This window comes from Pseudomonas sp. MHK4 (genome assembly GCF_054600775.1).
This window is the reverse complement of record NZ_BAAIAK010000004.1, coordinates 268,553-290,112: the sequence shown is the minus strand read 5'-3', so window position 1 is coordinate 290,112 and position 21,560 is coordinate 268,553. Positions and strand designations below refer to the sequence as shown.

The window sequence follows — 21,560 nt, the reverse complement described above, 5'->3', positions numbered from 1 at the left end:
GCAGAATGCTCGGACATTCTGCTGGAGCCGGCCCTTGAAAGCCCTCGACGAACTGACCTTCGACAATCGCTTCGACCGCCTGGGCGATGCGTTTTCTGCCCACGTGCTGCCCGAACCTATCGATAACCCTCGCCTGGTTGTCGCGAGCCCGGCTGCCATGGCGTTACTCGACCTCGACCCCGCCGTGGCCGAGACTCCGGAGTTCGCCGAGCTGTTCAGCGGCCACAAACTCTGGGCCGACGCGATTCCCAGGGCGATGGTCTATTCCGGTCATCAGTTCGGCTCCTACAACCCGCAACTGGGCGATGGTCGGGGCCTGTTGCTGGGCGAGGTGTACAACGAGGCCGGCGAGCATTGGGACCTGCACCTCAAGGGTGCCGGCCAGACGCCCTTTTCGCGCATGGGCGATGGCCGCGCGGTGCTGCGCTCCTCGATCCGCGAATTCCTTGCCTCCGAAGCTCTGCATGCCCTGAGCATCCCGACCACCCGGGCGCTGTGCGTGATCGGCTCGGACACCCCGGTCTGGCGCGAAAAGCAGGAGCGCGCGGCCATGGTCCTGCGCCTGGCGCCGAGCCATGTGCGCTTTGGGCATTTCGAATATTTCTACTACACCAAACGCCCCGAGCAGCAAAAATTGCTGGGTGAGCATGTCCTGGCCATGCACTTTCCCGAGTGCCTGGAACAACCGGAGCCGTATCTGGCGATGTTCCGTGAAATCGTCGAGCGCAACGCCGAACTGATCGCCAAGTGGCAGGCTTATGGCTTCTGCCACGGGGTGATGAACACCGACAACATGTCGATCCTCGGCATTACCTTCGACTTCGGCCCGTTCGCCTTCCTCGATGACTTCGACGCCAACTTCATCTGCAACCACTCCGATGACCAGGGTCGCTATTCATTCAGCAACCAGGTGCCCATCGGCCAGTGGAACCTCAGCGCCCTGGCCCAGGCCCTGACACCGTTCATCAGCGTCGAAGCCCTGCGCGAAACCCTCGGCCTGTACCTGCCGCTGTTCCAGGCCCATTACCTGGACCTGATGCGCCGCCGCCTCGGCCTGACCACCGCCGAAGAGGAAGACCAGAAGCTGCTGGAGCATCTGCTGCAGCTGATGCAGAACAGCGGCGTCGATTACAGCCTGTTCTTTCGGCGACTGGGCGAAGACTCACCGGAAGCGGCTATCGCCCGGTTGCGTGATGACTTCGTCGACCTCAAGGGCTTTGATGCCTGGGGTGAACTTTATGTCGCCCGTGTGGCCCGTGAAGGCGAGGTGGATCAGGAGGAACGTCGCAAGCGGATGCATGCGGTGAATCCGCTGTACATCCTGCGCAACTACCTGGCGCAGAAGGCTATCGATGCGGCGGAAAGTGGCGACTACTCGGAAGTTCGCCGACTGCACGCCGTGCTGAGCAAGCCGTTCGAGGAGCAACCGGGGATGGAAAGCTATGCCGAACGGCCGCCGGAGTGGGGCAAGCATCTGGAGATCAGTTGTTCGTCGTGAGGCGGGTCAGATAAAGACGTCCACCGGCACGTTGAAGCGCTCGGCCAACCAGCGGATCTGGCGCAGGTTGAGCTGGCGCTTGCCGCTCAGGATCTCGGAAACGACCGACTGAGGCCCGACACCCGGCAGGTCACTTTGAGTCAAACCATGTTCGCGCATCATGTATCCAAGCACTTCAGCACCTGTGGCTTGGGGCATTGGGTGATGCTTGTGATCCCATTCCTCAATCCAGTCACCGATGATGTCCACCAGACTCATCAGAGGATGCGATTCGTCAACTCCGGTCATCTCGAGTAACTCGTCGAGTGCCTGCACCAGCGTGTCATAGTCGTCTTCGTTTTTAGGTTTGCGTAGCAATGGCGCTACAAACTCCCAGTGCTCCGCTGCGTTTTTTATCAGAATGCTCATACCCTACCCTCCTTCCATTTACCGCGGTCATATTCGCGGTGATCCAGCACATGCTTGATGTAGATTTTTTGATGCCGATATCGAACGTAGGCGATCAGCCGTAATTTGTTACCACCAATATCGAAAACATGAAGCTCACCAACCTTGTCGGTTGCGGGAAATGAAGACTTCATTGCTGCAAAATCATTTGGCGTGACGCGCTTTACCGTTCGATACCACTGGTCCAGTGCACTGGCCGCCTGCGGCCACTTTTCCTTGGCATCCCAGATTCGTTTTTCGGAAAACACTCGCATGCAACAACCTTATCGCATTTCGCTATGGTGAGTTAATCACAGACTGAAAATATCGCAATATGCGATAACCCTAAGCAGACCAGTGGTCTCGCTCAGTACGACTCAGCCTAGTTTTATCGAGCGACACCGCACAATTGAAAATATGAGCAAACGTCTCCAAATAGCAGTGATCGGCTTCTCAACAGGACCTCCCTCATGACCGACCCACTCCTCATCCCCTGCCCCCACTGCAACGGCCTGAACCGTATTCCGGCGGAGCGCCTCAACGACCATCCGAAATGCGGACGCTGTAAGGCCGAAGTCCTGCTGAACAAGCCCTTCGAACTCAAGCAGGGCGATTACGCCAGCCAGATCAAGGGCGATCTACCGCTGCTGGTGGACGTATGGGCGGATTGGTGCGGGCCGTGCAAGTCGTTTGCGCCGGTGTTCGAGCAGGCGGCGGGGCAATTGACGGGCAAGTGTCGGCTTGCCAAGCTGGACAGCGAGGCGAACCAGCAATTGTCGGCACAACTGGGAATTCGCTCGATTCCGAGCCTGATTCTGTTCAAGAACGGCCGGGAAGTTGCACGCCAGAGCGGGGCCTTCCCTTTACCGCAGTTGATGAGCTGGTTGCGCGGCCAGGGGATCTGAGGCCGCCATAAAGATCGCAGCCTACGGCAGCTCCTACATGGAAATCATGTGTTGAACCGATCTCTGTAGGAGCTGCCGCAGGCTGCGATCTTTTGATCTTCAGCTGTTTTCCAGCAGGTTATGCAACTCAACAAACTGCTGCGTCAACTTGTGCCGCGGATCGAGATGGATCAGCGGCGTATTCGCCTGATGAGATTCACGCATGCGCACCGAGCTGGCCAGGTACACGGGCAGCACCGGCAGGCCCTCGGCGATCAATTCATCGAGGATTTGCTGGGGCAGGCTGGCGCGGGCCTGGAACTGGTTGACCACAATGCCTTCGACTTCCAGCCCTTCGTTGTGGTCTTCCTTCAGTTCTTCGATCTCTGCCAGCACGCCGTACAGTGCTTGACGCGAAAAACTGTCGCAATCAAAGGGAATGAGCACTCGATCGGCGGCAATCAGCGCTGATACAGCATAAAAATTCAATGCGGGCGGCGTATCGAGGTAAATCCGGTCGTAGTCCTCGTCCAGCTCCTCGAGCAATTTACGCAGCTTGTTGATCTTGTGCTTGGCCTCAAGCTTGGGCTGCAGGTCCGCCAATTCGGCGGTGGCGGTCACGACGTGGAGGTTGTCGAACGGCGTTTCGTAGATGTCGACCTGGTTCTTCCTGGAAAAAGGCCCGGAGGACAGGGTCTGCTTGAAGAAATCGGCAATACCCATCGGGATATCGTCACCGGTGAGCCCGGTCAGGTACTGAGTGGAGTTGGCCTGGGCATCGAGATCGACCAACAAGGTGCGATAACCCTCGCTGGCGCTGACCGCCGCCAGATTGCAGGCAATACTTGATTTGCCCACGCCACCTTTCTGATTGAACACCACGCGCCGCATTGCAAAACCTCCGTGTATCAAAGAATGACCGAGTGTAGTGGTCCACGGCATGGCTTCGCTACCTCCCGGACACAGGGACTACACGGTCATCAGCCTTTTCTTGCCGAAAAAGCCGCTGGCGCCTCGATGAACCGAGAGCAAAGCCGACAGACGGCCCATGAAAATGTGAATAATTGCCAATCGTTCAGTTTTTGCGAACTGACCGGTGCATCGTACTGGGCAAAATGTAACCAGCATTTGCTACAGGTTCGTCGCACCGGGATAATGCGCACCACTCGGCGCCAAGCGCCACGTAGGGTGCCGTAACCATGCGCCACTCACCGCGTCAGGAAGCCTGCAAGGGCGGGATTGAATGTCTGTGATCAATTTCAACATCGCCCAGTGGCGCGCTTGGGCCCCGGGGCTTGAAAGCGTGGATGACTGGCAGGCCTGGTGCCGGCAGCCATCGATGTTGCCGGGCAGCGATGCCGCACCCGACGTCTCGTTCCTGCCGGCCATGCAGCGGCGGCGGCTCAGCCGTCTGGCGCGAATGGCCTTCAGTGTCGGCTGGCCGTTGGCCGAAGGGCGTCAGGACCTGCCATTGGTCTTTGTTTCCCGTCACGGCGAAACCCCCCGCACCTTCGATATTCTCAGCGACCTGGCCGTCGACCAGCCGCTGTCGCCGACCCAGTTCAGCCTGTCGGTGCATAACGCGATCATCGGCCTGTGGTCGATCATGCGTGGCGAAACCAGTGAAATGACCGCCCTGGCCGCCGCTGGCGACGGCCTTGAGCACGGCATGCTGGAGGCCGCGGCCCTGCTGGCGGAAGGCTCGCCCGCGGTATTGCTGGTGGTCACCGAAGAGCAGCCGCCGCAGGCCTATTCGACCTGGATCGACGATGTGCCCTTCCCTTATGCCGTGGGCTTGCTGATTACCCCGGGCAATGACTGGCAGTTGTCCCTGAACAGCGCCACGGATGCGTTGTCCAAAGCTCGCTGGCCTCACGCGCTGAATCTGTTGTGCACGCTGCTCGGCCCGCAAACCACCTGCCAACATGCCTGGAAAAATCGTGTATGGACCTGGCAACGCAACCCGTGACCGAAAAAAACCGCGATGCCTATTATTGGCGCCTGCTGGCCACTGCCGCGAGCTTTGCCCTGTTCGGGTTGGGCGGCCTGTGCCTGCGCCTGGTGTTTTTTCCGCTGCTGGCCTGCCTGCCGGGTGATGCCCAGACCCACCGGTTGCGGGCGCGACAGACTGTCAGCCGCTGCTTCTGGCTTTTCGCGCGCTTCATGGCCCGCACCGGTGTGCTGACCTACGAGATTCAAGGCGCGGAGAAACTCGGGCGACCGGGGCAGATGATCATCGCCAATCACCCATCGCTGATCGATGTGGTGTTCCTGATCGGGCTGGTCCCCCACGCCAACTGCGTGGTCAAGCAAAGCCTTTGGGATAACCCCTTCACTCGCACCCCCCTGCGTCGCACCGAATACATCAGCAACGACGGCAGCATGGACATGCTCGACGCCGCCGCCGATGCGCTCAAACAAGGCCAGCCCCTGATCATTTTTCCCGAAGGCACTCGCACCCAGCCGGGCCAGGCGCCCGCCTTTCATCGGGGGGGAGCGGCAATTGCCCTGCGTGGTGCGAAAATCCTCACCCCCGTGGTGATCAAGGTCAGCCCGACCACACTGACCAAGGCCGAGCCCTGGTATCGGATCCCCAAGCGTCGCGTACACTTCAGTTTCCGCGTCGGGGCCGATATAGACCCCCAGACTTTCGCAGCGCTAGGCCCGCCTCCCCAGGCCTCGCGCAAGCTCAACGATTATTTGCATAGCTATTTTATTAAGGAGCTCGCCAAAGATGAGCGATCTGCAGATTCATAACCTGGTGCTGGAAATAAAAACCCTGATCATCGACGCCCTGGGCCTGGAAGACATCAGCGCCGAGGACATCGGCGACGAGCAGACGCTGTTCGGCGAAGGCTTGGGCCTGGACTCGGTGGACGCCCTGGAACTCGGTCTCGCCATCCAGAAAAAGTACGGCATCAAGATCGATGCCGACGCCAAGGACACGCGCAATCACTTCAGTAACGTGGCGAGCCTTGCGGCTTTCGTCACCGCAAAACAGGCAGCTTGAGACCGGACCATGCAAACTCGTGACGACATTTTCATAACCCTGCGCGATGCCTTGGTCGAGCTGTTCGAACTGGACCCCGAACGGGTGAACCTTGAATCCAACCTGTACCAGGACCTGGAAATCGACAGCATCGACGCGGTCGACCTGATCGACCACATCAAGCGCCAGACCGGCAAGAAAATCGCAGCCGAAGAATTCAAGTCGGTGCGTACCGTCAGCGACGTGGTCGAGGCGGTCTACCGTCTGGTTCAACCGGCCGCATGAGTCGACTGATCGGCCTCGGCCTGCTGCTGGCGGGCCTGCTATACCCTTTTGCGGTGTATTTCGGCATGGAGCATTTCGCGCCTTGGCAGTTCGGGCTGCTGCTGGGCAGCCTGTGGCTGGCCCGCGCGCTGACCGGCAAGCGACGCCCAGGCAGTTCGTGGATGGCATGCGTGGCCATCCTGTTCTGTCTGTTGCTGGCACTGTTCGACAGTCCGTTACTGCTGCGCTGGTATCCGGTACTGATCAGCGGGTTCATGCTGGGCCTGTTCGGGCTGAGCCTGAAGTACGGCCCGCCGATGGTCGAACGCCTGGCCCGCCTGCGCGAAGCGCATTTGCCGGCCAAGGCCATCCGCTATACGCGCCAGGTGACCATCGCCTGGTGCGTATTTTTTCTGTTCAACGGGATCTGCGCTGCAGCCCTGACACTGTGGGCGCCGCTGAGCTGGTGGATGCTGTACACCGGCCTGATCTCCTACGGATTGATAGGCCTGATGTTTGCCATTGAATGGCTGATACGACAACGGGTACGAGGCCGCCCATGAACTGGATAAAACTTGAGCATCTGCTGCTCAAGGCCGAGCCGGAGCGTGCCGTGACGGCCGACCCGCAGCTCGATCACGCACAATTGCGCGAGCAGGCCCTGCGCCTGGCCGCCGGCCTGCAAACCCGAGGCGTGCGGCGCATTGCCGTGTACCTTGAAGATGCCGCCGACCTGGCGATTGCCCTGTTGGGCGCCTGGCGCGCCGGGGTCAGCGTGCTGCTGCCGGCCGACCTGCAACCGCAGACCCGCCAGCGCTGGTCCGGCGAAGTGGATGTATGGCTCACCGATCAGCCCGACGATGCACACCTGGACGATTACCAGGACTCGCCCCTTGACGCCGCCGCCCTCGACCTTGATCGCTGCTCGCTGAGCCTGTGCACCTCCGGCTCCAGCGGCGAACCCAAGCGCATCGAAAAGACCCTGGGCCAACTGGTCAATGAAGTCGAGGCCCTGGAACGGCTGTGGGGCGCCGACCTGGGTCCGGCTTGCATCATTGGCAGCGTCGCCACCCAGCACATCTATGGCCTGCTGTTCCGGGTGCTGTGGCCACTGTGCGCGGGGCGCCCATTCGTGCGCAGGCAACTGGCCTTCCCGGAAGACTTGCAGCGCGCCAGCCGTGAGCACCCGGCCTTCGCCTGGGTGGCCAGCCCGGCCCTGCTCAAGCGCATGGGCGACAACCTCGACTGGCCAGCGCTGAGCGCGGTGCGACGGGTGTTTTCGTCCGGTGGCGCGCTGCCGGCCGAGGCCGCGCAGCGTCTGCAACAACGCCTGCAACAATGGCCGACGGAAATTTTCGGCAGCTCGGAAACGGGCGGCATCGCCTGGCGCCAGGGCCAATCCCTGTGGCAGCCCTTTGCTGACGTCCGGTTGAGCCAGGACCAAGAGGGGGCCTTGCTCATTGCCTCACCCTACTTGCCTGAGGGCCATATCGAGCACACGGCCGATGCCGCGCGAATCGCGGCTGACGGCCGCTTCGAACTGCTCGGACGACTGGACCGGATCGTCAAGCTGGAAGAGAAGCGGATCTCGTTGCCAATGCTGGAGCAAGCGCTGATGACCCACGACTGGGTGGCCGAAGCGCGCCTGGGTGTGGTCCAGGAAAATCGCGCCTCGTTGGGCGCGTTGCTGGTCCTGACTGACGCGGGCCTGCATGTGCTGCGCAATCAGGGGCGACGCACACTTACCGAACTTCTGCGACAACACCTGAACCTGCATTGTGAAGCCCTGGCCTTGCCAAGGCGCTGGCGCCTGCTGCAACAACTGCCGCTGAACGCCCAGGGCAAACTGCCACAGGCCGACGTCGAAGCCCTGCTGCTGGCACCGCGCCCCAAGGCGCCTGTGGTGCTCGAACAGGTCGAAGCCAACGGTGAGTGGAGCCTGCAGCTGGCCGTACCGCCGGACCTGGCCTATTTCAGTGGGCACTTCCCCACCGCGCCGGTGTTGCCCGGCGTGGTACAGGTGGAGTGGGCCATGCACCTGGGCCAGCAACTGATGAACCTGCCGGAGAAATTCGCCGGCATGGAAGTGCTCAAGTTCCAGCAACTGATCCGCCCCGGCGATGAAGTCCAGTTGCACCTGCGTTTCGACCCGAGCCGCGGCAAACTGTATTTCGCCTATCGCAATGAAACCGCCACCTGTTCCAGCGGGCGGATCCTGCTGGAGGCGGCGCATGTTTAAGCCCTGCGCCGTGGTGCCGGTCTACAACCACGAAACCGCGATCACCACCGTGGTCGATGCGCTGCTCGCCAGCCACCTGCCGTGCATTCTGGTGGACGACGCCAGCAGCCCGGCCTGTGCCAGGGTGCTCGATCAGTTGGCGCTGCACGACAACGTGCACCTGATCCGCCTCGCCGCCAACCAGGGCAAGGGCGGGGCGGTGATGACCGGTTTTCGCGAAGCCTCGCGCCTGGGTTTCAGCCACGCCTTGCAGGTGGACGCCGACGGCCAGCACGACTTGCAGGATGTCCGACGTTTTGTCGAACTCTCCCGCGCCCATCCCGAAGCCGTGATTTGTGGTTATCCGCTTTACGATGACAGCGTGCCGAAGGGTCGTTTGTACGCCCGCTACCTGACCCACGTGATGGTCTGGATCAACACCCTGTCGCTGCAGATTCGCGATTCCATGTGCGGCTATCGCGTCTATCCCTTGGCCCCGGTGCTGGCGCTGATCGAATCGGCGAAGATCGGCAAGCGCATGGACTTCGACTCGGACATCCTGGTCCGCCTGGCCTGGCGCGGATTGCCGATGAAATGGTTGCAAACCAGGGTCCATTACCCGCTGGACGGTGTTTCGCATTTCCGCATGTTCCACGACAACGTACTGATTTCGAGCATGCACACCCGGTTGTTCTTTGGCATGTTGTTGCGCTCCCCCGTACTCCTCTGGCGACGGTGGCGCCCATGAGCGTCAACAAGGAGCACTGGGCCGATCGCGAGGAGCGCGGCAGTTTCTGGCTGATGAAATTCACCGCTGTCGCCGCCAAACTGCTGGGGCGTCGACTGCTGAGCCCGTTGCTGTACGGCATCGTCCTGTACTTTTTCCTGTTCGGCCGCAGTGCCCGTCATAGCGCCTGGCAGTACCAGCAACGGCTCGCCGACTGGAGCGGTCGCGTCGAATTGCGCCCGAGCCATTGGCGGGTGTTCGGCCAGTTCATGGCCTTCGCCGATTCGCTGCTCGACAAGCTCGACGTGTGGAACGGCAAGCTGAGCATCGAGCAGATCGAAATTATCGACCCGGCGCTGCTGCGCAACCAGTTACGCGGCACCCGCGGGCAAATGCTGGTGGGCGCCCACCTTGGCAACCTCGAAGTCTGCCGCGCCCTGGCGGAGATCGGCGAACGGGTCACCATGAACGTGCTGGTGCACACCAAGCACGCCGAGCGCTTCAACCGTTTGCTGGGCGAAGCCGGTGCGACCAATCTGCGGCTGATCCAGGTCAGCGAACTGGACCCGGTGATCATGCTGCAACTGCACGAACGCCTGGAGCGTGGCGAATGGCTGGCGATTGCCGGCGACCGCGTACCGCTGCACGGTGGGCGCAGCGTGACCGTGGACTTCCTCGGTTACCCGGCAAAATTCCCGCAAGGGCCGTGGCTTTTGGCCGGGCTGCTGAAATGCCCGGTCAACCTGTTGCTGTGCCTGAAGAAACCCGATGGCGACTATCGACTGACCCTCGAACCCTTCGCTGACGCGATCACCTGGAAACGCAACGACCGCGAACAGGTCATTCATCAGTGGGCCTCCCGCTATGCCGAACGCCTGAGTCACTATTGCCTCGAAGCGCCTCAACAATGGTTCAACTTTTACCCTTTCTGGAAGACCGATGACGACGCCAACGCTTGAGCCTGTAATCTTCGGCGAACGCCCTTTGCGCATCGACGATGTGCTGGCCCTGGCCAACCACCAGGCGCCGACGCAGTTGCAGGGCGACCCGCAGTTCCGCCAGCGCATCGCCAAGGGCGCTCAGTTCCTCGATTCCCTGCTGGACAAGGAAGGCGTGATCTACGGTGTAACCACCGGCTACGGCGATTCCTGTGTGGTCGCGGTGCCGCTGCATCACGTCGAGGCATTGCCGCGTCACCTGTACACCTTCCACGGCTGCGGCCTGGGCAAGTTGCTGGACGCGCAGGCCACCCGCGCGGTGCTGGCCGCTCGCTTGCAGTCGCTCTGCCAGGGTGTATCCGGGGTGCGCGTGGAACTGCTGGAACGCCTGCAAGCGTTCCTTGAGCACGACATCCTGCCACTGATTCCGGAGGAAGGTTCGGTCGGCGCCAGCGGCGATCTGACGCCGCTGTCGTACGTCGCCGCGACACTGTCCGGCGAGCGTGAAGTGATGTACCGCGGCGAGCGCCGGCAAGCCGCCGAGGTGCACCGCGAACTCGGCTGGCAGCCGCTGGTGCTGCGGCCCAAGGAAGCCCTGGCGCTGATGAACGGCACCGCCGTGATGACCGGGCTCGCCTGCCTGGCCTACGCCCGCGCCGATTACCTGCTGCAACTGGCCACGCGCATCACCGCGCTGAACGTGGTGGCGCTGCAAGGCAACCCGGAGCATTTCGACGAGCGCCTGTTCGCCGCCAAACCGCACCCGGGGCAGATGCAAGTTGCCGCGTGGCTGCGCAAGGACCTGGCCATTGACGCCCCGACCGCGCCGCTGCACCGCCTGCAGGATCGCTACTCGCTGCGTTGCGCGCCCCATGTCCTCGGCGTGCTGGCCGACAGCCTGAACTGGCTGCGCTCGTTCATTGAAATCGAACTCAACAGCGCCAACGACAACCCGATCATCGATGCCGAGGCCGAGCGCGTGCTGCATGGCGGCCACTTCTACGGCGGGCACATCGCGTTCGCCATGGACAGCCTGAAAAACCTCGTGGCCAACGTCGCCGACCTGCTCGATCGACAACTCGCCCTGTTGGTGGACGAGCGCTACAACCACGGTCTGCCAAGCAACCTGTCCGGTGCCACCGCCGACCGCGCCATGCTCAACCACGGCTTCAAGGCCGTGCAGATAGGCACCAGCGCCTGGACCGCCGAAGCGCTGAAAAACACCATGCCCGCCAGCGTTTTCTCGCGCTCCACCGAGTGCCACAACCAGGACAAGGTGAGCATGGGCACCATCGCGGCCCGGGATGCGATCCGCGTGCTGGAGCTGACCGAGCAGGTCGCCGCCGCTACCTTGCTGGCCGCCAACCAGGGCGTCTGGTTGCGCGCCCAGGCCGAAGATGCGCGGCCACTGCCACCGGCCCTGGCCGCCATGCACGAAGCATTGGCCGAGGATTTCCCGCCGGTCATCGAAGACCGCGCGCTGGAAGGCGAATTGCGCCTGTGCCTGCAACGAATCGCCGCACAACACTGGAGGTTGCATGCGTAGCAAGGGAGTGCTTCACACCGATACGCAAATCGTCGTGCCGTTCTTTGACGTCGACCGGATGAACGTCGTCTGGCACGGTCATTACGTCAAATACCTGGAAATCGCCCGCTGCGCATTGCTCGACAAGATCGGCCACAACTACACGGCGATGTCCGAGTCCGGTTATGCGTGGCCGGTGATCGACCTGCAATTGCGCTACGTACGCGGTGCGGAGTTCGGGCAGAAGCTCAACGTGCGCGCCAACCTGGTGGAATGGGAGAACCGGTTGAAGATCAACTACCTGATCAGCGACCTCGAAACCGGCGACCGCCTGACCCGTGCCGTGTCCGTGCAGGTGGCCGTCGACATGAGCAATCGCGAAATGCAGTTGGCCTCGCCCAAGGTGTTCACCGATGCCGTAGAGAGGGCCCTGCCATGATTGTGTCCCCTGTAGGAGCGGGCTTGCCCGCGATGATCGTTAACGATGACGCTGGGCACCTGACACCCCGCGGTGCTCTCAGGTTTTTCGCGAGCAAGCTCGCTCCTACAGTGTTCTGCTTGTTACTGGGTATTCCAGGGCTGGCCAACGCCTTTGACCTGCAACAGCTCAGCGAGCAACTGGCCAGGCCCGATGTCATCCACGGCAGTTTCATCCAGGAAAAGCACCTGCGGGCCCTGCCCCAGCCACTGACCAGCAAGGGCACTTTCGTCCTGGCGAAAAATCATGGCTTGTTGTGGCTGCTCAAAACGCCCTTGCAACAGGACTACCGCATCACCACCAACGGCATTGCCCGGCGTGATGCCAGTGGCTGGCAGATGTTGCCAGGCAAGAGTGCCGGTGCCGAGCAGAACCGCTTGTTCCTGGCCGTCCTGCAAGGCGACAGCAGCGGACTGCAACGGGACTTTGAGCTGTCGCTCGCGGGCAACGCGCAGAACTGGACACTGACGTTGACGCCGCGCTCGATGCTGCTCAAGCAGGTGTTCAACCAGATCAATATCACCGGCGGCGAACTGGTGCACAGCATCGAGCTGCTGGAGACCCAGGGCGACAGCACGTTGTTGCGCATGCAAGACAGCAGCAGCGCGCAACCGTTGAGCGACGCGGAGCAGCATGACTTTGCCGAGTGAACGCAGGCTGCCGTGGCTGTTCCTGACCCTGCTGCTGGCAGTGCTGGCGCTCGCCGGCTGGCAATGGCGCGACGGCGCCCCGCTGTCGGCCAACCTGATGGAACTGGTGCCCGGCACCGCTCCGGATCCGCTGGAACTGCGCGCCGAACAACGCATGCAGGAACCGCTGAACCGCGACATGCTGGTACTGGTCGGCCACGCCGATCGCCAGCAAGCCATTGCCATGGCGCAAACGCTGGGGGATCAGTGGCAGGCCAGCGGCCTGTTCGAAAAGGTCCAGTGGAACCTGCAGGCCGACTTGCCGGCGTTGCGCACGCAACTGCTGCAAGGCCGACTTGCCATGCTCGCGCCAGACGATCGCGAGCAATTGATCGAGCACCCCGATGTCTTTATCCAGCAACGGGTCCAGGCGCTGTTTGATCCCTTCACTGGCTTCAGCCTGGTGCCGAGCCAGGATGACTGGCTGGGCCTGACCGGGCGCATCCAGAACAGCCAGCCACAGCACGGCGCGGTGCAACTGGACATTGGCAGTGGCGCCCTGATCGCCGAGGCCGATGGCAAACACTGGGTGCTGTTGCGGGCGCGGGCCACCGGCAACGCCTTCGACATGAACTTGCCGCTGCAAGTGGCCGACCTGCTCCAGCACAGCCGTGAGGAAGCCGGCCGGGCCGACGTGCAATTGCTTGCCGCGAGTGGCTTGCTGTACGCGGCCAACGGCCAGCGCCAGGCGTCCCGGGAGATGACCTGGGTCGGCGGCGGTGCCACCGTCGGGATCCTGTTGTTGCTATTGCTGGCCTTCCGCCGCTGGCGTGTCCTGCTGGCGTTCGTTCCGGTGCTGGTGGGCATGCTGTTCGGCGCGGTGGCCTGCGTGGCGCTGTTCGGCCACATGCATGTGATGACGCTGGTGTTGGGTTCGAGCCTGATCGGTGTCGCCGTCGATTACCCGCTGCATTACCTGTCCAAGAGCTGGAGCCTGAAACCCTGGCACAGCTGGCCGGCGTTGCGCCTGACCTTGCCGGGCCTGACCCTGAGCCTGGTCACCAGCGCCATCGGCTACCTGGCCCTGGCCTGGACGCCCTTCCCGGCCTTGACCCAGATTGCCGTGTTCTCGGCAGCGGGACTGCTGGGTGCCTATTTGTCCGCGGTGTGCCTGCTGCCGGCGCTGCTCAAGGGCGCCGAGCTGCGCCCGGCGCTATGGCCACTGCGACTTTGCGAATATTTACTGGCGTCCCGCGAAGCGTTGCTGCGGCATCTGAGCACGCCGGTATTGCTGGCGCTGCTGATCGCTTTTTGTGCCGGTGGCCTGGTGCAGCTCCAGACTAAAAACGACATCCGCCAATGGGTCGGAGCGCCGCAAAAGTTGACTGACGAAGCGCAGACCATTGCGCGAATCACCGGCTATCAACCCACCAGCCAGTTCTTCCTGGTGCAGGCGGCTGACCAACAGCAATTGCTCGAACGCCAGGGCGCCCTGAGTGAGCGTCTGGATCAGTTGGTTGGCCTGGAGAAACTCCAGGGTTACCTGTCGCTCAATCAGCTGGTCAGCCCGCCCAGCGAACAACTCAAGGTTCGCGAAGCGTTGAACAGACTGCCGGCGTTCTGGCAGCCGCTACTCGATGTCGGCGTACCGGCACAGGCGCTGCAGGCGGAGTTGAGCCAATTGCAGGCACTGCCCGTCGAAGATATCGACAGCGCGCTGGCAGGTCCGTTGGCCGAGCCTTATCGCCTGTTGTGGCTGGGGCCAACCGCTGACGGCGTGGCGGCAATGGTCAGTTTGCAGGGCCTGAACAATCCAGCTCTATTACGTGTACAGGCTGAGGACTTGCCGGGCGTGAAACTGGTGGATCGACTGGGCGAGTTGAACACTGTGTTCGCTAACACCCAGATCAGTGCCGCCGAACTGAAACTCGCCTCCTGCGTGCTGATCGTGCTGGTGCTGATCCTGCCATTCGGCCTTGGCGGCGCGCTGCGCATCGTCTCCCTGCCCTTGCTGGCGGCCTTGTGCAGCCTGGCCAGTCTTGGCTGGCTCGGGCAGCCATTGACCCTGTTCAGCCTGTTCGGCCTGCTGCTGGTGACCGCGATCAGCGTCGATTACGCCATCCTCATGCGCGAACAGGTCGGCGGCGCTGCCGTCAGCCTGCTGGGTACCTTGCTGGCAGCGCTGACCACCTGGCTGTCGTTCGGCCTGCTGGCGGTGTCGAGCACGCCAGCGGTGAGCAACTTCGGCCTGTCCGTGAGCCTGGGCCTGATCTTCAGCTTCCTGCTCGCGCCCTGGGCCGGTCGCCACGTTCACGCCGCCAGCCTAACGGAGCCAACCCCATGATGATCGGGCTTTTTTGGGCAATGGCCCTGGTACTGTTCGCCGTAGCAACCCGGGTCGGGCGTCATTTCGGCCTGATTCCCATCGTCAGCCAGTTGTTGCTGGCGACCCTCGGCTTGCCACTGCTGATGTACTTCTGGATCGAACCGCAATGGCAACTTAGCGGCGCGGCGCTGGTGTCGCCAGGTTGGCTGAACAATCTCTACAGCCTGAGTTTCGCCCTGCTGCTGGGCTATATCCTCAGCGATGTGATCGATCTGCAACTGGACCGCCAGAGCCTGAAAATCGCCCTGCCGAGTTTCTGCATTCCGTTCGCCTGCGGCCTGGCCACGGCCATCTGGCTGTTGCCGGCGCAACCCTGGATAAGTTCGCTGGCGGTCGGCCTGCTGTTCGCCATTACCGCGATCCCGGTGTTGTACCTGTACCTGCGGCACATCAATTACCCCCACAGCGCTACCCGGCGACTGGTGCAGACCGCGATCATCATCGACCTGGCCTGCTGGACCCTGTTCGCCATCGCCCAGGGCAGCCTGCACCTGAGCAGCCTGTTGCTGCCCTTGGCCGGCGCGTGCCTGCCCGTGCTGCTGCGGTTGTTGGGCCTGCGGCAAACCTGGCTCTACAGCCTGGGCTTTTTCGCCTTGCTGGTGGTCGCCGAACACTACAAGCTCAATGCGCTGATTTTCGGCATCGGTTATGTATTGATCATGGCCGCACTCAAGGCGCCGCTGGTGCTGCCGTTGCCGGCGATCTGGATGAACCGCTTGCAGACGTACATCGCCATTCCATTGATACTCACGTTCGGTATCGTGCAGATCAACGTGCACAGCGCCATGGACAGCCTCGGCTGGGTGCAGTTGGCGGCCCTGCTGCTGTTGCCGATTGCCAGCAAGCTGCTGGGCAACTGGCTCGGCCTGGGCTGGGCCGGCGCTTCGTTCCAGGGCGCCAGTCGCTGGCGCGAAAGCGTATTGCTGAATATTCGCGGCTTGAGTGAGATCGTCTTTCTCAACCTGCTGCTGCAACAACAGCTCATCAGCCCGGCGCTGTACTTTGCGTTGATGCTGATGGGCCTGGTCGCGACCCTGCTGCCGGCACTGACCGGCATGCACCGGATCCCATTGATAGCTGCCGCCCCGGCAAGGAGCCCACATGCCAACCGTTGAAACGCAACGTCGTCAGATCGTGGTCATCGGTGCGGGTCCCTCAGGGGCCATCGCCGCCGCGCTGCTCAAGCGCAAGGGGCATGACGTACTGGTGATCGAGCGCCAGCATTTCCCGCGGTTTTCCATCGGCGAAAGCCTGTTGTCCCACTGCCTGGATTTCGTCGAAGAAGCGGGCATGCTCGATGCCGTCAATGCGGCGGGTTTCCAGTTGAAAACCGGCGCGGCGTTTGCCTGGGGCGAGCGCTACAGCAGCTTCGATTTCGGCGACACCTTTACCCAGGGCAAGCCGACGACTTTCCAGGTCCAGCGCGCCGATTTCGACAAACTGCTGGCTGACCAGGCCGCGCTGCAAGGCGTGGAAATCCGCTATGGCGAAACCATCGTCAGCGTCGATATCGATCAGGCCAAGCCGCTGCTCGGGGTACGCCGCGAAGATGGTAGCGAGTATCGCATCGAGGCTGACTTCATGCTCGACGCCAGCGGCTACGGCCGCGTCCTGCCGCGCTTGCTCGACCTTGAAGCACCGTCGAATTTTCCGGTACGCCAGGCGGTGTTCACCCATGTCGAAGACCATATCGACCACCCGAACTTCGACCGCACCAAGATCCTCATCACCACCCATCCCACCCAGCGTGACATCTGGTTCTGGACCATCCCGTTCAGCAATGGCCGCTGCTCGGTCGGTGTGGTGGCAGCGGCAGAGCACTTCGAGGGCCGCAGCGATAACCTCGACGATTGCCTGCGCGGCTTCATTGCCGAGACCCCAAGCCTGGCCGGGGTACTGGACAACGCCGTATGGGATACGCCCGCCCGCACCATCGGCGGTTACTCGGCCAACGTCAAAACCCTGCACGGTCGCGGTTTCGCCTTGCTGGGCAATGCCGCGGAATTTCTCGACCCGGTGTTTTCCTCCGGCGTGACCATCGCCATGCGCTCGGCGAGCATGGCCGCAGGCGTCCTGCACCGCCAGCTGCAAGGCGAGTCCGTGGACTGGCAGCGGGAATTCGCCGAACCGCTCAAGCGCGGGGTCGATACGTTCCGCTGCTACGTCGAGGGCTGGTACGCCGGGACTTTCCAGGACGTGATCTACTATCCGGACGGCAATGTGGAGATCCGCCGCATGATCAGCTCGATCCTCGCCGGTTATGCCTGGGATGAACGCAATCCATTCGTCGCCGAGCCGAAACGTCGACTACGGATGTTGTCAGAACTCTGTGCAAGGGATGCGACATGAACGACTTGAGCAATGCGGTGCGCAAGTCCGTTGAAGGGTGTGCCTGATGATTCGATGCCTGCTGCTCGGTTGCCTCCTGCTGCTGAGTGCCTGCGTCAGCCAGGCGCCGCTGCCCGAACAGACCCCGAGCATGGCGTTGCCGCTGCAATTGCACATCCAGCGCCTGCAGGCCGAGCAGCGCCAGGATTGGGTACTGGTCATCCAGCGCGAAGGCCCTGGGATTCGCTGGTCGATGATGGACCTGCTGGGTATTCCCCAGGCCCGTCAGAAACTGATCGACGGCCATTGGCACGCCGATGGCCTGCTGCCGCCTAATCCGGAAGCCCGGGAACTGTTCGCCGCATTGTTGTTTGCGCTGACCCCCAGGGATGAACTGCCTGGCAACTATCCGCACGCGTGGCAACACGGGGCACAACGCTCGCTGCCAGAGCGCTGGGATGTCCGTTACTCACAACCATTGAGCTTCGAATTGAACCTGCCCAAAGGCCCGAAATATCAAATCACGCCCCTGAGCGGTGACACGCCATGACGGCCTACCTCAATGCCCTCGGAGTCATCTGTGCCCTGGGCCGCGACAAGCATGAAGTCGCCCGCAACCTGTTTGCCGGCGATTGCTCCGGCATGCGCAGCGAGGCTGGCTGGGTGGCGGAGAAATCATTGCCGGTCGGTGCAGTCACGGGCGAACTCGTGGCGATTCCCACAGAGCTGACCTGCCAACGCAGCCGCAACAATCAATTGCTGATGGAGGCCGCGCTGCAGATTCGCCACGACATCGACCAGGCCATCCAGGTCTATGGCCGCGACCGCATCGGTATCGTGCTGGGCACCAGCACGTCGGGCATCGACGAAGCCAGCCAGGGCCTGGCCCGTTATGTGCGCGAACAGCAATTCCCCGCCGATTACGACTACCAGCAACAGGAACTCGGCGCACCGGCGAATTTTCTCGCCGACTGGTTGCAATTGAGCGGCCCGGCCTATGTGATCTCCACTGCCTGCACCTCCAGCGCACGCGCGTTGATGAGTGCCCAGCGCCTGCTCGACCTGGGCGTGTGCGACGTTGTGCTGTGCGGTGGCGTCGACACGCTGTGCAAGCTGACCCTCAACGGTTTCTCGGCACTCGAAGCGGTGTCCGGGCAACGCTGCAATCCGTTTTCGGTGAACCGCAACGGCATCAATATCGGCGAAGCGGCCGTGCTGTTCCTGATGAGCAAACAGCCTGTCGAAGGCCAGCCAATTGCTTTGCTGGGCAGTGGCGCCAGTTCCGATGCGCACCATATTTCCGCCCCTGAGCCTACCGGCCGTGGCGCCCAACAAGCGATGCGAAAGGCGTTGAGCCGAGCCGGACTGCAACCTGAGCAGATCGCCTACCTGAACCTGCATGGCACCGCCACCCAACACAACGACGCCATGGAAAGCCACGCGGTGTCGGCGTTGTTCCCGGCCGGCGTGCCCTGTTCTTCGACCAAACCCATGACCGGTCATACCCTGGGCGCGGCCGGTGCGCTGGAAGCCGCGTTCTGCTGGTTGAGCCTGAGCAACGGCAACCGCGAACACCGCCTGGCGCCGCATGTCTGGGATGGCCAGCCCGACCCCGAACTGCCGCCCCTGAAATGGGTGACTCCCGCCGATCGCCTGGCGTCCACTGGACCTCGCTACCTGATGAGCAATTCCTTCGCCTTCGGTGGCAACAACGTCAGCCTGATTATCGGAGACGCCCCATGATTGACTGGCCGCTCGCCGAACTGCTGCCCCATGCTGGCGACATGATCCTCATCGAGCAGATCCTGGCATTCGATGAAGAGCAGATTCATACCCGCCTCAGCGTCAAGCCCGACGGCCTGTTCAACCTGCCCGACGGCAGCCTGCCGGCCTGGGTCGGTATTGAGCTGATGGCCCAGAGCGTCGCGGCCTTCGCCGGTTGTCATGCGCGCCAGCGCGGCGATGCCGTGGAGCTGGGCTTCTTGCTCGGTTCGCGCAAGTTCGAATGCAACGTCGACCGTTTCCCGGCCGGCACCGAGCTGACCCTGCATGGCATCCGCTCGTTGGAAGACGACAATGGCATGGGCGTGTTCGAGTGCCACATCAACGCACCCGGCATTCACGCCAGCGCCCGCCTGAACGTGTATCGCCCGCCTCAGGCGGCTCAATATCTTCATGAATCCGAAGGAGTCCAGTCATGACTGAATTCGTACTGGTCACCGGTTCCAGCCGTGGCATCGGCCGCGCCATCGCCCTGCGCCTGGCCCGCGCCGGGCATGAGATCGTGCTGCATTGCCGCAGTGGCCTGGCGGACGCCCAGGCCGTGCAAGGCGAAATCGAGGCTCTGGGACGCACTGCGCGCATCCTGCAATTCGACGTGTCCGACCGCGCCGGTTGCAAGGCCATGCTTGAGGCCGACGTCGAAACCCATGGTGCCTATTACGGCGTGGTGCTCAACGCCGGGCTGACGCGCGATGGTGCTTTTCCGGCGCTGAGCGAGGATGATTGGGATGTGGTGATGCGCACCAACCTCGACGGTTTCTACAACGTGCTGCACCCGGTGATGATGCCGATGATTCGTCGTCGCGCCGCCGGACGGATTGTCTGCATCACCTCGGTGTCCGGCTTGATCGGCAATCGCGGCCAGGTCAACTACAGCGCCTCCAAGGCTGGATTGATCGGCGCGGCGAAAGCATTGGCGATCGAGTTGGGCAAGCGCAAGATCACCGTCAACTGTGTCGCACCCGGCCTGATCGACACAGCCATGCTCGATGAAAACGTGCCGGTGGACGAACTGATGAAGATGATCCCCGCAGGGCGCATGGGCACCGCTGAAGAGGTGGCCGGCGCGGTGAATTTCCTGATGTCGGCGGAAGCCTCGTACATCACCCGGCAGGTTCTGGCCGTCAACGGAGGCCTGTGCTGATGAAGCGCGTCGTCGTCACCGGCATGGCCGGCATCACCTCCCTGGGCAACGATTGGGAAACCATCGCCGGCCACTTCGCGGCCAACCGCAGCGGCATCCGTCGAATGGATGAATGGGACCGCTTCACCGAACTCAATACACGCCTGGCCGGGCCCATCGATGACTTCAAGGTGCCGAGCCACTGGACGCGCAAACAACTGCGCAGCATGGGTCGCGTTTCACGGCTGGCCGTCGGCGCTGCGGAACAGGCGCTGGCCGACGCCGGATTGCTCGGTGACGAATCGATCAAGGATGGGCGCATGGGCGTGGCCTGCGGTTCCTCCACCGGTAGCACCGACGAGATCAAGGCGTTCGGCAACATGCTGCTCAACTCGGTGGCCGAAGGCCTGAACGCCAACTCGTACGTGCGCATGATGCCGCACACCACGGCGGCCAACATCAGCATCTTCTTCGGTCTCACCGGCCGCCTGATCCCAACCTCCAGCGCCTGCACCAGCGGCAGCCAGGGTATCGGCTATGCCTACGAAGCCATCAAGTTCGGCCGCCTGCCGCTGATGCTCGCCGGCGGTGCCGAAGAACTGTGCCCGACCGAAGCCATGGTCTTCGACGCGCTCTACGCCACCAGCCTGAAAAACAGCGCACCGCACACCACCCCACGCCCCTATGACAAAGGCCGCGACGGCCTGGTGATCGGTGAAGGCGGTGGCATGCTGGTGCTCGAGGAACTGGAACACGCCCTGGCGCGGGGTGCCCGTATCCATGCCGAATTGGTCGGTTTTGGCAGCAACGCCGACGGCCAGCACACCACCCGCCCGGAGCAAGTCACCATGCGCCGGGCCATGGAGCTGGCCCTGGAAGACGCGGGCTTGAGCCCTGCCGACATCGGCTACGTCAACGGTCACGGCACGGCCACCGAACAGGGCGACATCGCCGAAACCCTCGCCACCAGCAGCCTGTTCGGCGAACACATGCCGATCAGCTCGCAAAAGAGCTTCCTCGGCCACACCCTGGGCGCCTGTGGCGCGCTGGAGTCCTGGTTCAGCATCGAAATGATGAACCGCGACCTGTATGCACACACGCTGAACCTTGATGAGGTCGACCCGCACTGCGGCAAGCTGGACTACCTGCGTGGCGAATTCCGGCAGATGAGCAACCAGTATGTGATGAACAATAATTTTGCGTTTGGCGGGGTGAATACGTCGCTGATTTTCAAGCGCTGGGTGTAAGGCCAGAAACGACAAAGGGCGCCTTTCGGCGCCCCTTCACAGACAGGTGGGCTTGTCATCGCCCTTTACCTGCCTGGCTCTGTGATGGCTGGTTGCCCAGGATCCTCAGAGTCTCACA

At 62.3% G+C, this 21,560-nt stretch carries 24 protein-coding genes; 21 read left to right on the top strand and 3 right to left on the bottom strand.

All coding sequences use genetic code 11. The features are described from left to right. Positions 1 to 34: 34 nt before the first annotated feature. The gene (selO, locus tag ACYP2Q_RS13260; protein ID WP_459730866.1) at positions 35 to 1,498 is read left to right on the top strand and encodes a protein adenylyltransferase SelO; all 1,464 of its coding nucleotides are present in this window, start codon (positions 35 to 37) and stop codon (positions 1,496 to 1,498) included. Between the two features lie 6 nt (positions 1,499 to 1,504). On the opposite strand, the gene ACYP2Q_RS13255 is transcribed toward selO, so the two are convergent. Beyond that, positions 1,505 to 1,906 (bottom strand): helix-turn-helix domain-containing protein, encoded by a 402-nt coding sequence (locus ACYP2Q_RS13255; RefSeq protein WP_274076053.1) that lies wholly within the window; start codon positions 1,904 to 1,906, stop codon positions 1,505 to 1,507. Then, positions 1,903 to 2,199 carry a type II toxin-antitoxin system HigB family toxin gene (locus ACYP2Q_RS13250; protein ID WP_274076054.1) on the bottom strand — a complete coding sequence of 99 codons (297 nt, stop codon included), beginning with the start codon at positions 2,197 to 2,199 and terminating at the stop codon, positions 1,903 to 1,905. The genes ACYP2Q_RS13255 and ACYP2Q_RS13250 overlap by 4 nt, the downstream gene beginning before the upstream one ends. 195 nt (positions 2,200 to 2,394) lie before the next feature. Between ACYP2Q_RS13250 and trxC the strand changes: the two genes are divergently transcribed. Then, positions 2,395 to 2,829 carry a thioredoxin TrxC gene (gene trxC / locus ACYP2Q_RS13245; protein ID WP_459730865.1) on the top strand — a complete coding sequence of 145 codons (435 nt, stop codon included), beginning with the start codon at positions 2,395 to 2,397 and terminating at the stop codon, positions 2,827 to 2,829. Positions 2,830 to 2,928: 99 nt separating this feature from the next. Here trxC and ACYP2Q_RS13240 read toward each other — a convergent pair whose 3' ends face one another. Beyond that, positions 2,929 to 3,699, bottom strand: a complete 771-nt coding sequence (locus ACYP2Q_RS13240) for a ParA family protein (protein WP_459730864.1) — start codon at positions 3,697 to 3,699, stop codon at positions 2,929 to 2,931. Between the two features lie 352 nt (positions 3,700 to 4,051). On the opposite strand from ACYP2Q_RS13240, the gene ACYP2Q_RS13235 reads away from it, so the two are divergent. The 19 genes from ACYP2Q_RS13235 to ACYP2Q_RS13145 are packed head-to-tail and all read left to right on the top strand — an operon-like array spanning position 4,052 to position 21,442. Then, complete coding sequence (locus ACYP2Q_RS13235) at positions 4,052 to 4,777, top strand: beta-ketoacyl synthase chain length factor (RefSeq protein ID WP_459730863.1); 726 nt, start codon at positions 4,052 to 4,054, stop codon at positions 4,775 to 4,777. After that, the gene (locus ACYP2Q_RS13230; RefSeq protein WP_459730862.1) at positions 4,753 to 5,565 is read left to right on the top strand and encodes a lysophospholipid acyltransferase family protein; all 813 of its coding nucleotides are present in this window, start codon (positions 4,753 to 4,755) and stop codon (positions 5,563 to 5,565) included. Before ACYP2Q_RS13235 ends, ACYP2Q_RS13230 begins: the two co-directional genes overlap by 25 nt. Beyond that, positions 5,543 to 5,818, top strand: a complete 276-nt coding sequence (locus tag ACYP2Q_RS13225; protein WP_459730861.1) for a phosphopantetheine-binding protein — start codon at positions 5,543 to 5,545, stop codon at positions 5,816 to 5,818. The genes ACYP2Q_RS13230 and ACYP2Q_RS13225 overlap by 23 nt, the downstream gene beginning before the upstream one ends. Before the next feature lie 9 nt (positions 5,819 to 5,827). Further along, positions 5,828 to 6,082, top strand: a complete 255-nt coding sequence (locus ACYP2Q_RS13220) for an acyl carrier protein (RefSeq protein ID WP_459730860.1) — start codon at positions 5,828 to 5,830, stop codon at positions 6,080 to 6,082. After that, complete coding sequence (locus tag ACYP2Q_RS13215; RefSeq protein WP_459730859.1) at positions 6,079 to 6,624, top strand: COG4648 family protein; 546 nt, start codon at positions 6,079 to 6,081, stop codon at positions 6,622 to 6,624. Before ACYP2Q_RS13220 ends, ACYP2Q_RS13215 begins: the two co-directional genes overlap by 4 nt. Next, entirely contained in the window at positions 6,621 to 8,300 is a 1,680-nt protein-coding gene (locus tag ACYP2Q_RS13210; protein WP_459730858.1) for an AMP-binding protein, read from the top strand. Before ACYP2Q_RS13215 ends, ACYP2Q_RS13210 begins: the two co-directional genes overlap by 4 nt. Then, entirely contained in the window at positions 8,293 to 9,027 is a 735-nt protein-coding gene (locus ACYP2Q_RS13205; protein ID WP_459730857.1) for a glycosyltransferase family 2 protein, read from the top strand. Before ACYP2Q_RS13210 ends, ACYP2Q_RS13205 begins: the two co-directional genes overlap by 8 nt. Next, positions 9,024 to 9,965 carry an LpxL/LpxP family acyltransferase gene (locus tag ACYP2Q_RS13200; protein ID WP_459730856.1) on the top strand — a complete coding sequence of 314 codons (942 nt, stop codon included), beginning with the start codon at positions 9,024 to 9,026 and terminating at the stop codon, positions 9,963 to 9,965. The genes ACYP2Q_RS13205 and ACYP2Q_RS13200 overlap by 4 nt, the downstream gene beginning before the upstream one ends. Further along, positions 9,946 to 11,490, top strand: a complete 1,545-nt coding sequence (locus ACYP2Q_RS13195) for an HAL/PAL/TAL family ammonia-lyase (RefSeq protein WP_459730855.1) — start codon at positions 9,946 to 9,948, stop codon at positions 11,488 to 11,490. The genes ACYP2Q_RS13200 and ACYP2Q_RS13195 overlap by 20 nt, the downstream gene beginning before the upstream one ends. After that, entirely contained in the window at positions 11,483 to 11,908 is a 426-nt protein-coding gene (locus ACYP2Q_RS13190) for an acyl-CoA thioesterase (RefSeq protein ID WP_459730854.1), read from the top strand. Before ACYP2Q_RS13195 ends, ACYP2Q_RS13190 begins: the two co-directional genes overlap by 8 nt. Then, positions 11,905 to 12,597: an outer membrane lipoprotein carrier protein LolA gene (locus ACYP2Q_RS13185; protein ID WP_459730853.1), complete on the top strand. Its 693-nt coding sequence runs from the start codon at positions 11,905 to 11,907 to the stop codon at positions 12,595 to 12,597. Before ACYP2Q_RS13190 ends, ACYP2Q_RS13185 begins: the two co-directional genes overlap by 4 nt. Then, a complete protein-coding gene (locus ACYP2Q_RS13180; protein WP_459730852.1) occupies positions 12,581 to 14,920 on the top strand; it encodes an MMPL family transporter in 2,340 nt (779 codons plus the stop codon). The genes ACYP2Q_RS13185 and ACYP2Q_RS13180 overlap by 17 nt, the downstream gene beginning before the upstream one ends. Continuing rightward, complete coding sequence (locus ACYP2Q_RS13175; protein ID WP_459730851.1) at positions 14,917 to 16,077, top strand: cation:proton antiporter; 1,161 nt, start codon at positions 14,917 to 14,919, stop codon at positions 16,075 to 16,077. The genes ACYP2Q_RS13180 and ACYP2Q_RS13175 overlap by 4 nt, the downstream gene beginning before the upstream one ends. Beyond that, a complete protein-coding gene (locus ACYP2Q_RS13170; protein ID WP_459730850.1) occupies positions 16,064 to 17,311 on the top strand; it encodes an NAD(P)/FAD-dependent oxidoreductase in 1,248 nt (415 codons plus the stop codon). The genes ACYP2Q_RS13175 and ACYP2Q_RS13170 overlap by 14 nt, the downstream gene beginning before the upstream one ends. 46 nt (positions 17,312 to 17,357) lie before the next feature. Next, positions 17,358 to 17,840: a hypothetical protein gene (locus ACYP2Q_RS13165; RefSeq protein ID WP_459730849.1), complete on the top strand. Its 483-nt coding sequence runs from the start codon at positions 17,358 to 17,360 to the stop codon at positions 17,838 to 17,840. Next, complete coding sequence (locus ACYP2Q_RS13160; RefSeq protein WP_459730848.1) at positions 17,837 to 19,033, top strand: beta-ketoacyl-[acyl-carrier-protein] synthase family protein; 1,197 nt, start codon at positions 17,837 to 17,839, stop codon at positions 19,031 to 19,033. The genes ACYP2Q_RS13165 and ACYP2Q_RS13160 overlap by 4 nt, the downstream gene beginning before the upstream one ends. After that, positions 19,030 to 19,491: a hotdog family protein gene (locus ACYP2Q_RS13155; protein ID WP_459730847.1), complete on the top strand. Its 462-nt coding sequence runs from the start codon at positions 19,030 to 19,032 to the stop codon at positions 19,489 to 19,491. The genes ACYP2Q_RS13160 and ACYP2Q_RS13155 overlap by 4 nt, the downstream gene beginning before the upstream one ends. Continuing rightward, complete coding sequence (fabG, locus tag ACYP2Q_RS13150) at positions 19,488 to 20,216, top strand: 3-oxoacyl-ACP reductase FabG (RefSeq protein WP_459730846.1); 729 nt, start codon at positions 19,488 to 19,490, stop codon at positions 20,214 to 20,216. Before ACYP2Q_RS13155 ends, fabG begins: the two co-directional genes overlap by 4 nt. Continuing rightward, entirely contained in the window at positions 20,216 to 21,442 is a 1,227-nt protein-coding gene (locus ACYP2Q_RS13145) for a beta-ketoacyl-ACP synthase (protein WP_459730845.1), read from the top strand. The genes fabG and ACYP2Q_RS13145 overlap by 1 nt, the downstream gene beginning before the upstream one ends. Positions 21,443 to 21,560 lie beyond the last annotated feature (118 nt).

Excerpts from the sequence above, each read along its gene's own strand:
- ACYP2Q_RS13210 (WP_459730858.1), top strand. The coding sequence starts at position 6,621 with ATGAACTGGATAAAACTTGAGCATCTGCTGCTCAAGGCCGAGCCGGAG.
- fabG (WP_459730846.1), top strand. The coding sequence starts at position 19,488 with ATGACTGAATTCGTACTGGTCACCGGTTCCAGCCGTGGCATCGGCCGC.
- ACYP2Q_RS13180 (WP_459730852.1), top strand. The coding sequence starts at position 12,581 with ATGACTTTGCCGAGTGAACGCAGGCTGCCGTGGCTGTTCCTGACCCTG.
- ACYP2Q_RS13255 (WP_274076053.1), bottom strand. The coding sequence starts at position 1,906 with ATGAGCATTCTGATAAAAAACGCAGCGGAGCACTGGGAGTTTGTAGCG.
- ACYP2Q_RS13175 (WP_459730851.1), top strand. The coding sequence starts at position 14,917 with ATGATGATCGGGCTTTTTTGGGCAATGGCCCTGGTACTGTTCGCCGTA.
- ACYP2Q_RS13220 (WP_459730860.1), top strand. The coding sequence starts at position 5,828 with ATGCAAACTCGTGACGACATTTTCATAACCCTGCGCGATGCCTTGGTC.
- ACYP2Q_RS13215 (WP_459730859.1), top strand. The coding sequence starts at position 6,079 with ATGAGTCGACTGATCGGCCTCGGCCTGCTGCTGGCGGGCCTGCTATAC.
- ACYP2Q_RS13155 (WP_459730847.1), top strand. The coding sequence starts at position 19,030 with ATGATTGACTGGCCGCTCGCCGAACTGCTGCCCCATGCTGGCGACATG.
- ACYP2Q_RS13200 (WP_459730856.1), top strand. The coding sequence starts at position 9,024 with ATGAGCGTCAACAAGGAGCACTGGGCCGATCGCGAGGAGCGCGGCAGT.
- ACYP2Q_RS13225 (WP_459730861.1), top strand. The coding sequence starts at position 5,543 with ATGAGCGATCTGCAGATTCATAACCTGGTGCTGGAAATAAAAACCCTG.
- ACYP2Q_RS13170 (WP_459730850.1), top strand. The coding sequence starts at position 16,064 with ATGCCAACCGTTGAAACGCAACGTCGTCAGATCGTGGTCATCGGTGCG.
- ACYP2Q_RS13165 (WP_459730849.1), top strand. The coding sequence starts at position 17,358 with ATGATTCGATGCCTGCTGCTCGGTTGCCTCCTGCTGCTGAGTGCCTGC.
- ACYP2Q_RS13235 (WP_459730863.1), top strand. The coding sequence starts at position 4,052 with ATGTCTGTGATCAATTTCAACATCGCCCAGTGGCGCGCTTGGGCCCCG.
- ACYP2Q_RS13160 (WP_459730848.1), top strand. The coding sequence starts at position 17,837 with ATGACGGCCTACCTCAATGCCCTCGGAGTCATCTGTGCCCTGGGCCGC.
- ACYP2Q_RS13145 (WP_459730845.1), top strand. The coding sequence starts at position 20,216 with ATGAAGCGCGTCGTCGTCACCGGCATGGCCGGCATCACCTCCCTGGGC.
- ACYP2Q_RS13250 (WP_274076054.1), bottom strand. The coding sequence starts at position 2,199 with ATGCGAGTGTTTTCCGAAAAACGAATCTGGGATGCCAAGGAAAAGTGG.
- ACYP2Q_RS13185 (WP_459730853.1), top strand. The coding sequence starts at position 11,905 with ATGATTGTGTCCCCTGTAGGAGCGGGCTTGCCCGCGATGATCGTTAAC.
- ACYP2Q_RS13190 (WP_459730854.1), top strand. The coding sequence starts at position 11,483 with ATGCGTAGCAAGGGAGTGCTTCACACCGATACGCAAATCGTCGTGCCG.
- ACYP2Q_RS13205 (WP_459730857.1), top strand. The coding sequence starts at position 8,293 with ATGTTTAAGCCCTGCGCCGTGGTGCCGGTCTACAACCACGAAACCGCG.
- ACYP2Q_RS13240 (WP_459730864.1), bottom strand. The coding sequence starts at position 3,699 with ATGCGGCGCGTGGTGTTCAATCAGAAAGGTGGCGTGGGCAAATCAAGT.
- trxC (WP_459730865.1), top strand. The coding sequence starts at position 2,395 with ATGACCGACCCACTCCTCATCCCCTGCCCCCACTGCAACGGCCTGAAC.
- ACYP2Q_RS13230 (WP_459730862.1), top strand. The coding sequence starts at position 4,753 with ATGGACCTGGCAACGCAACCCGTGACCGAAAAAAACCGCGATGCCTAT.
- ACYP2Q_RS13195 (WP_459730855.1), top strand. The coding sequence starts at position 9,946 with ATGACGACGCCAACGCTTGAGCCTGTAATCTTCGGCGAACGCCCTTTG.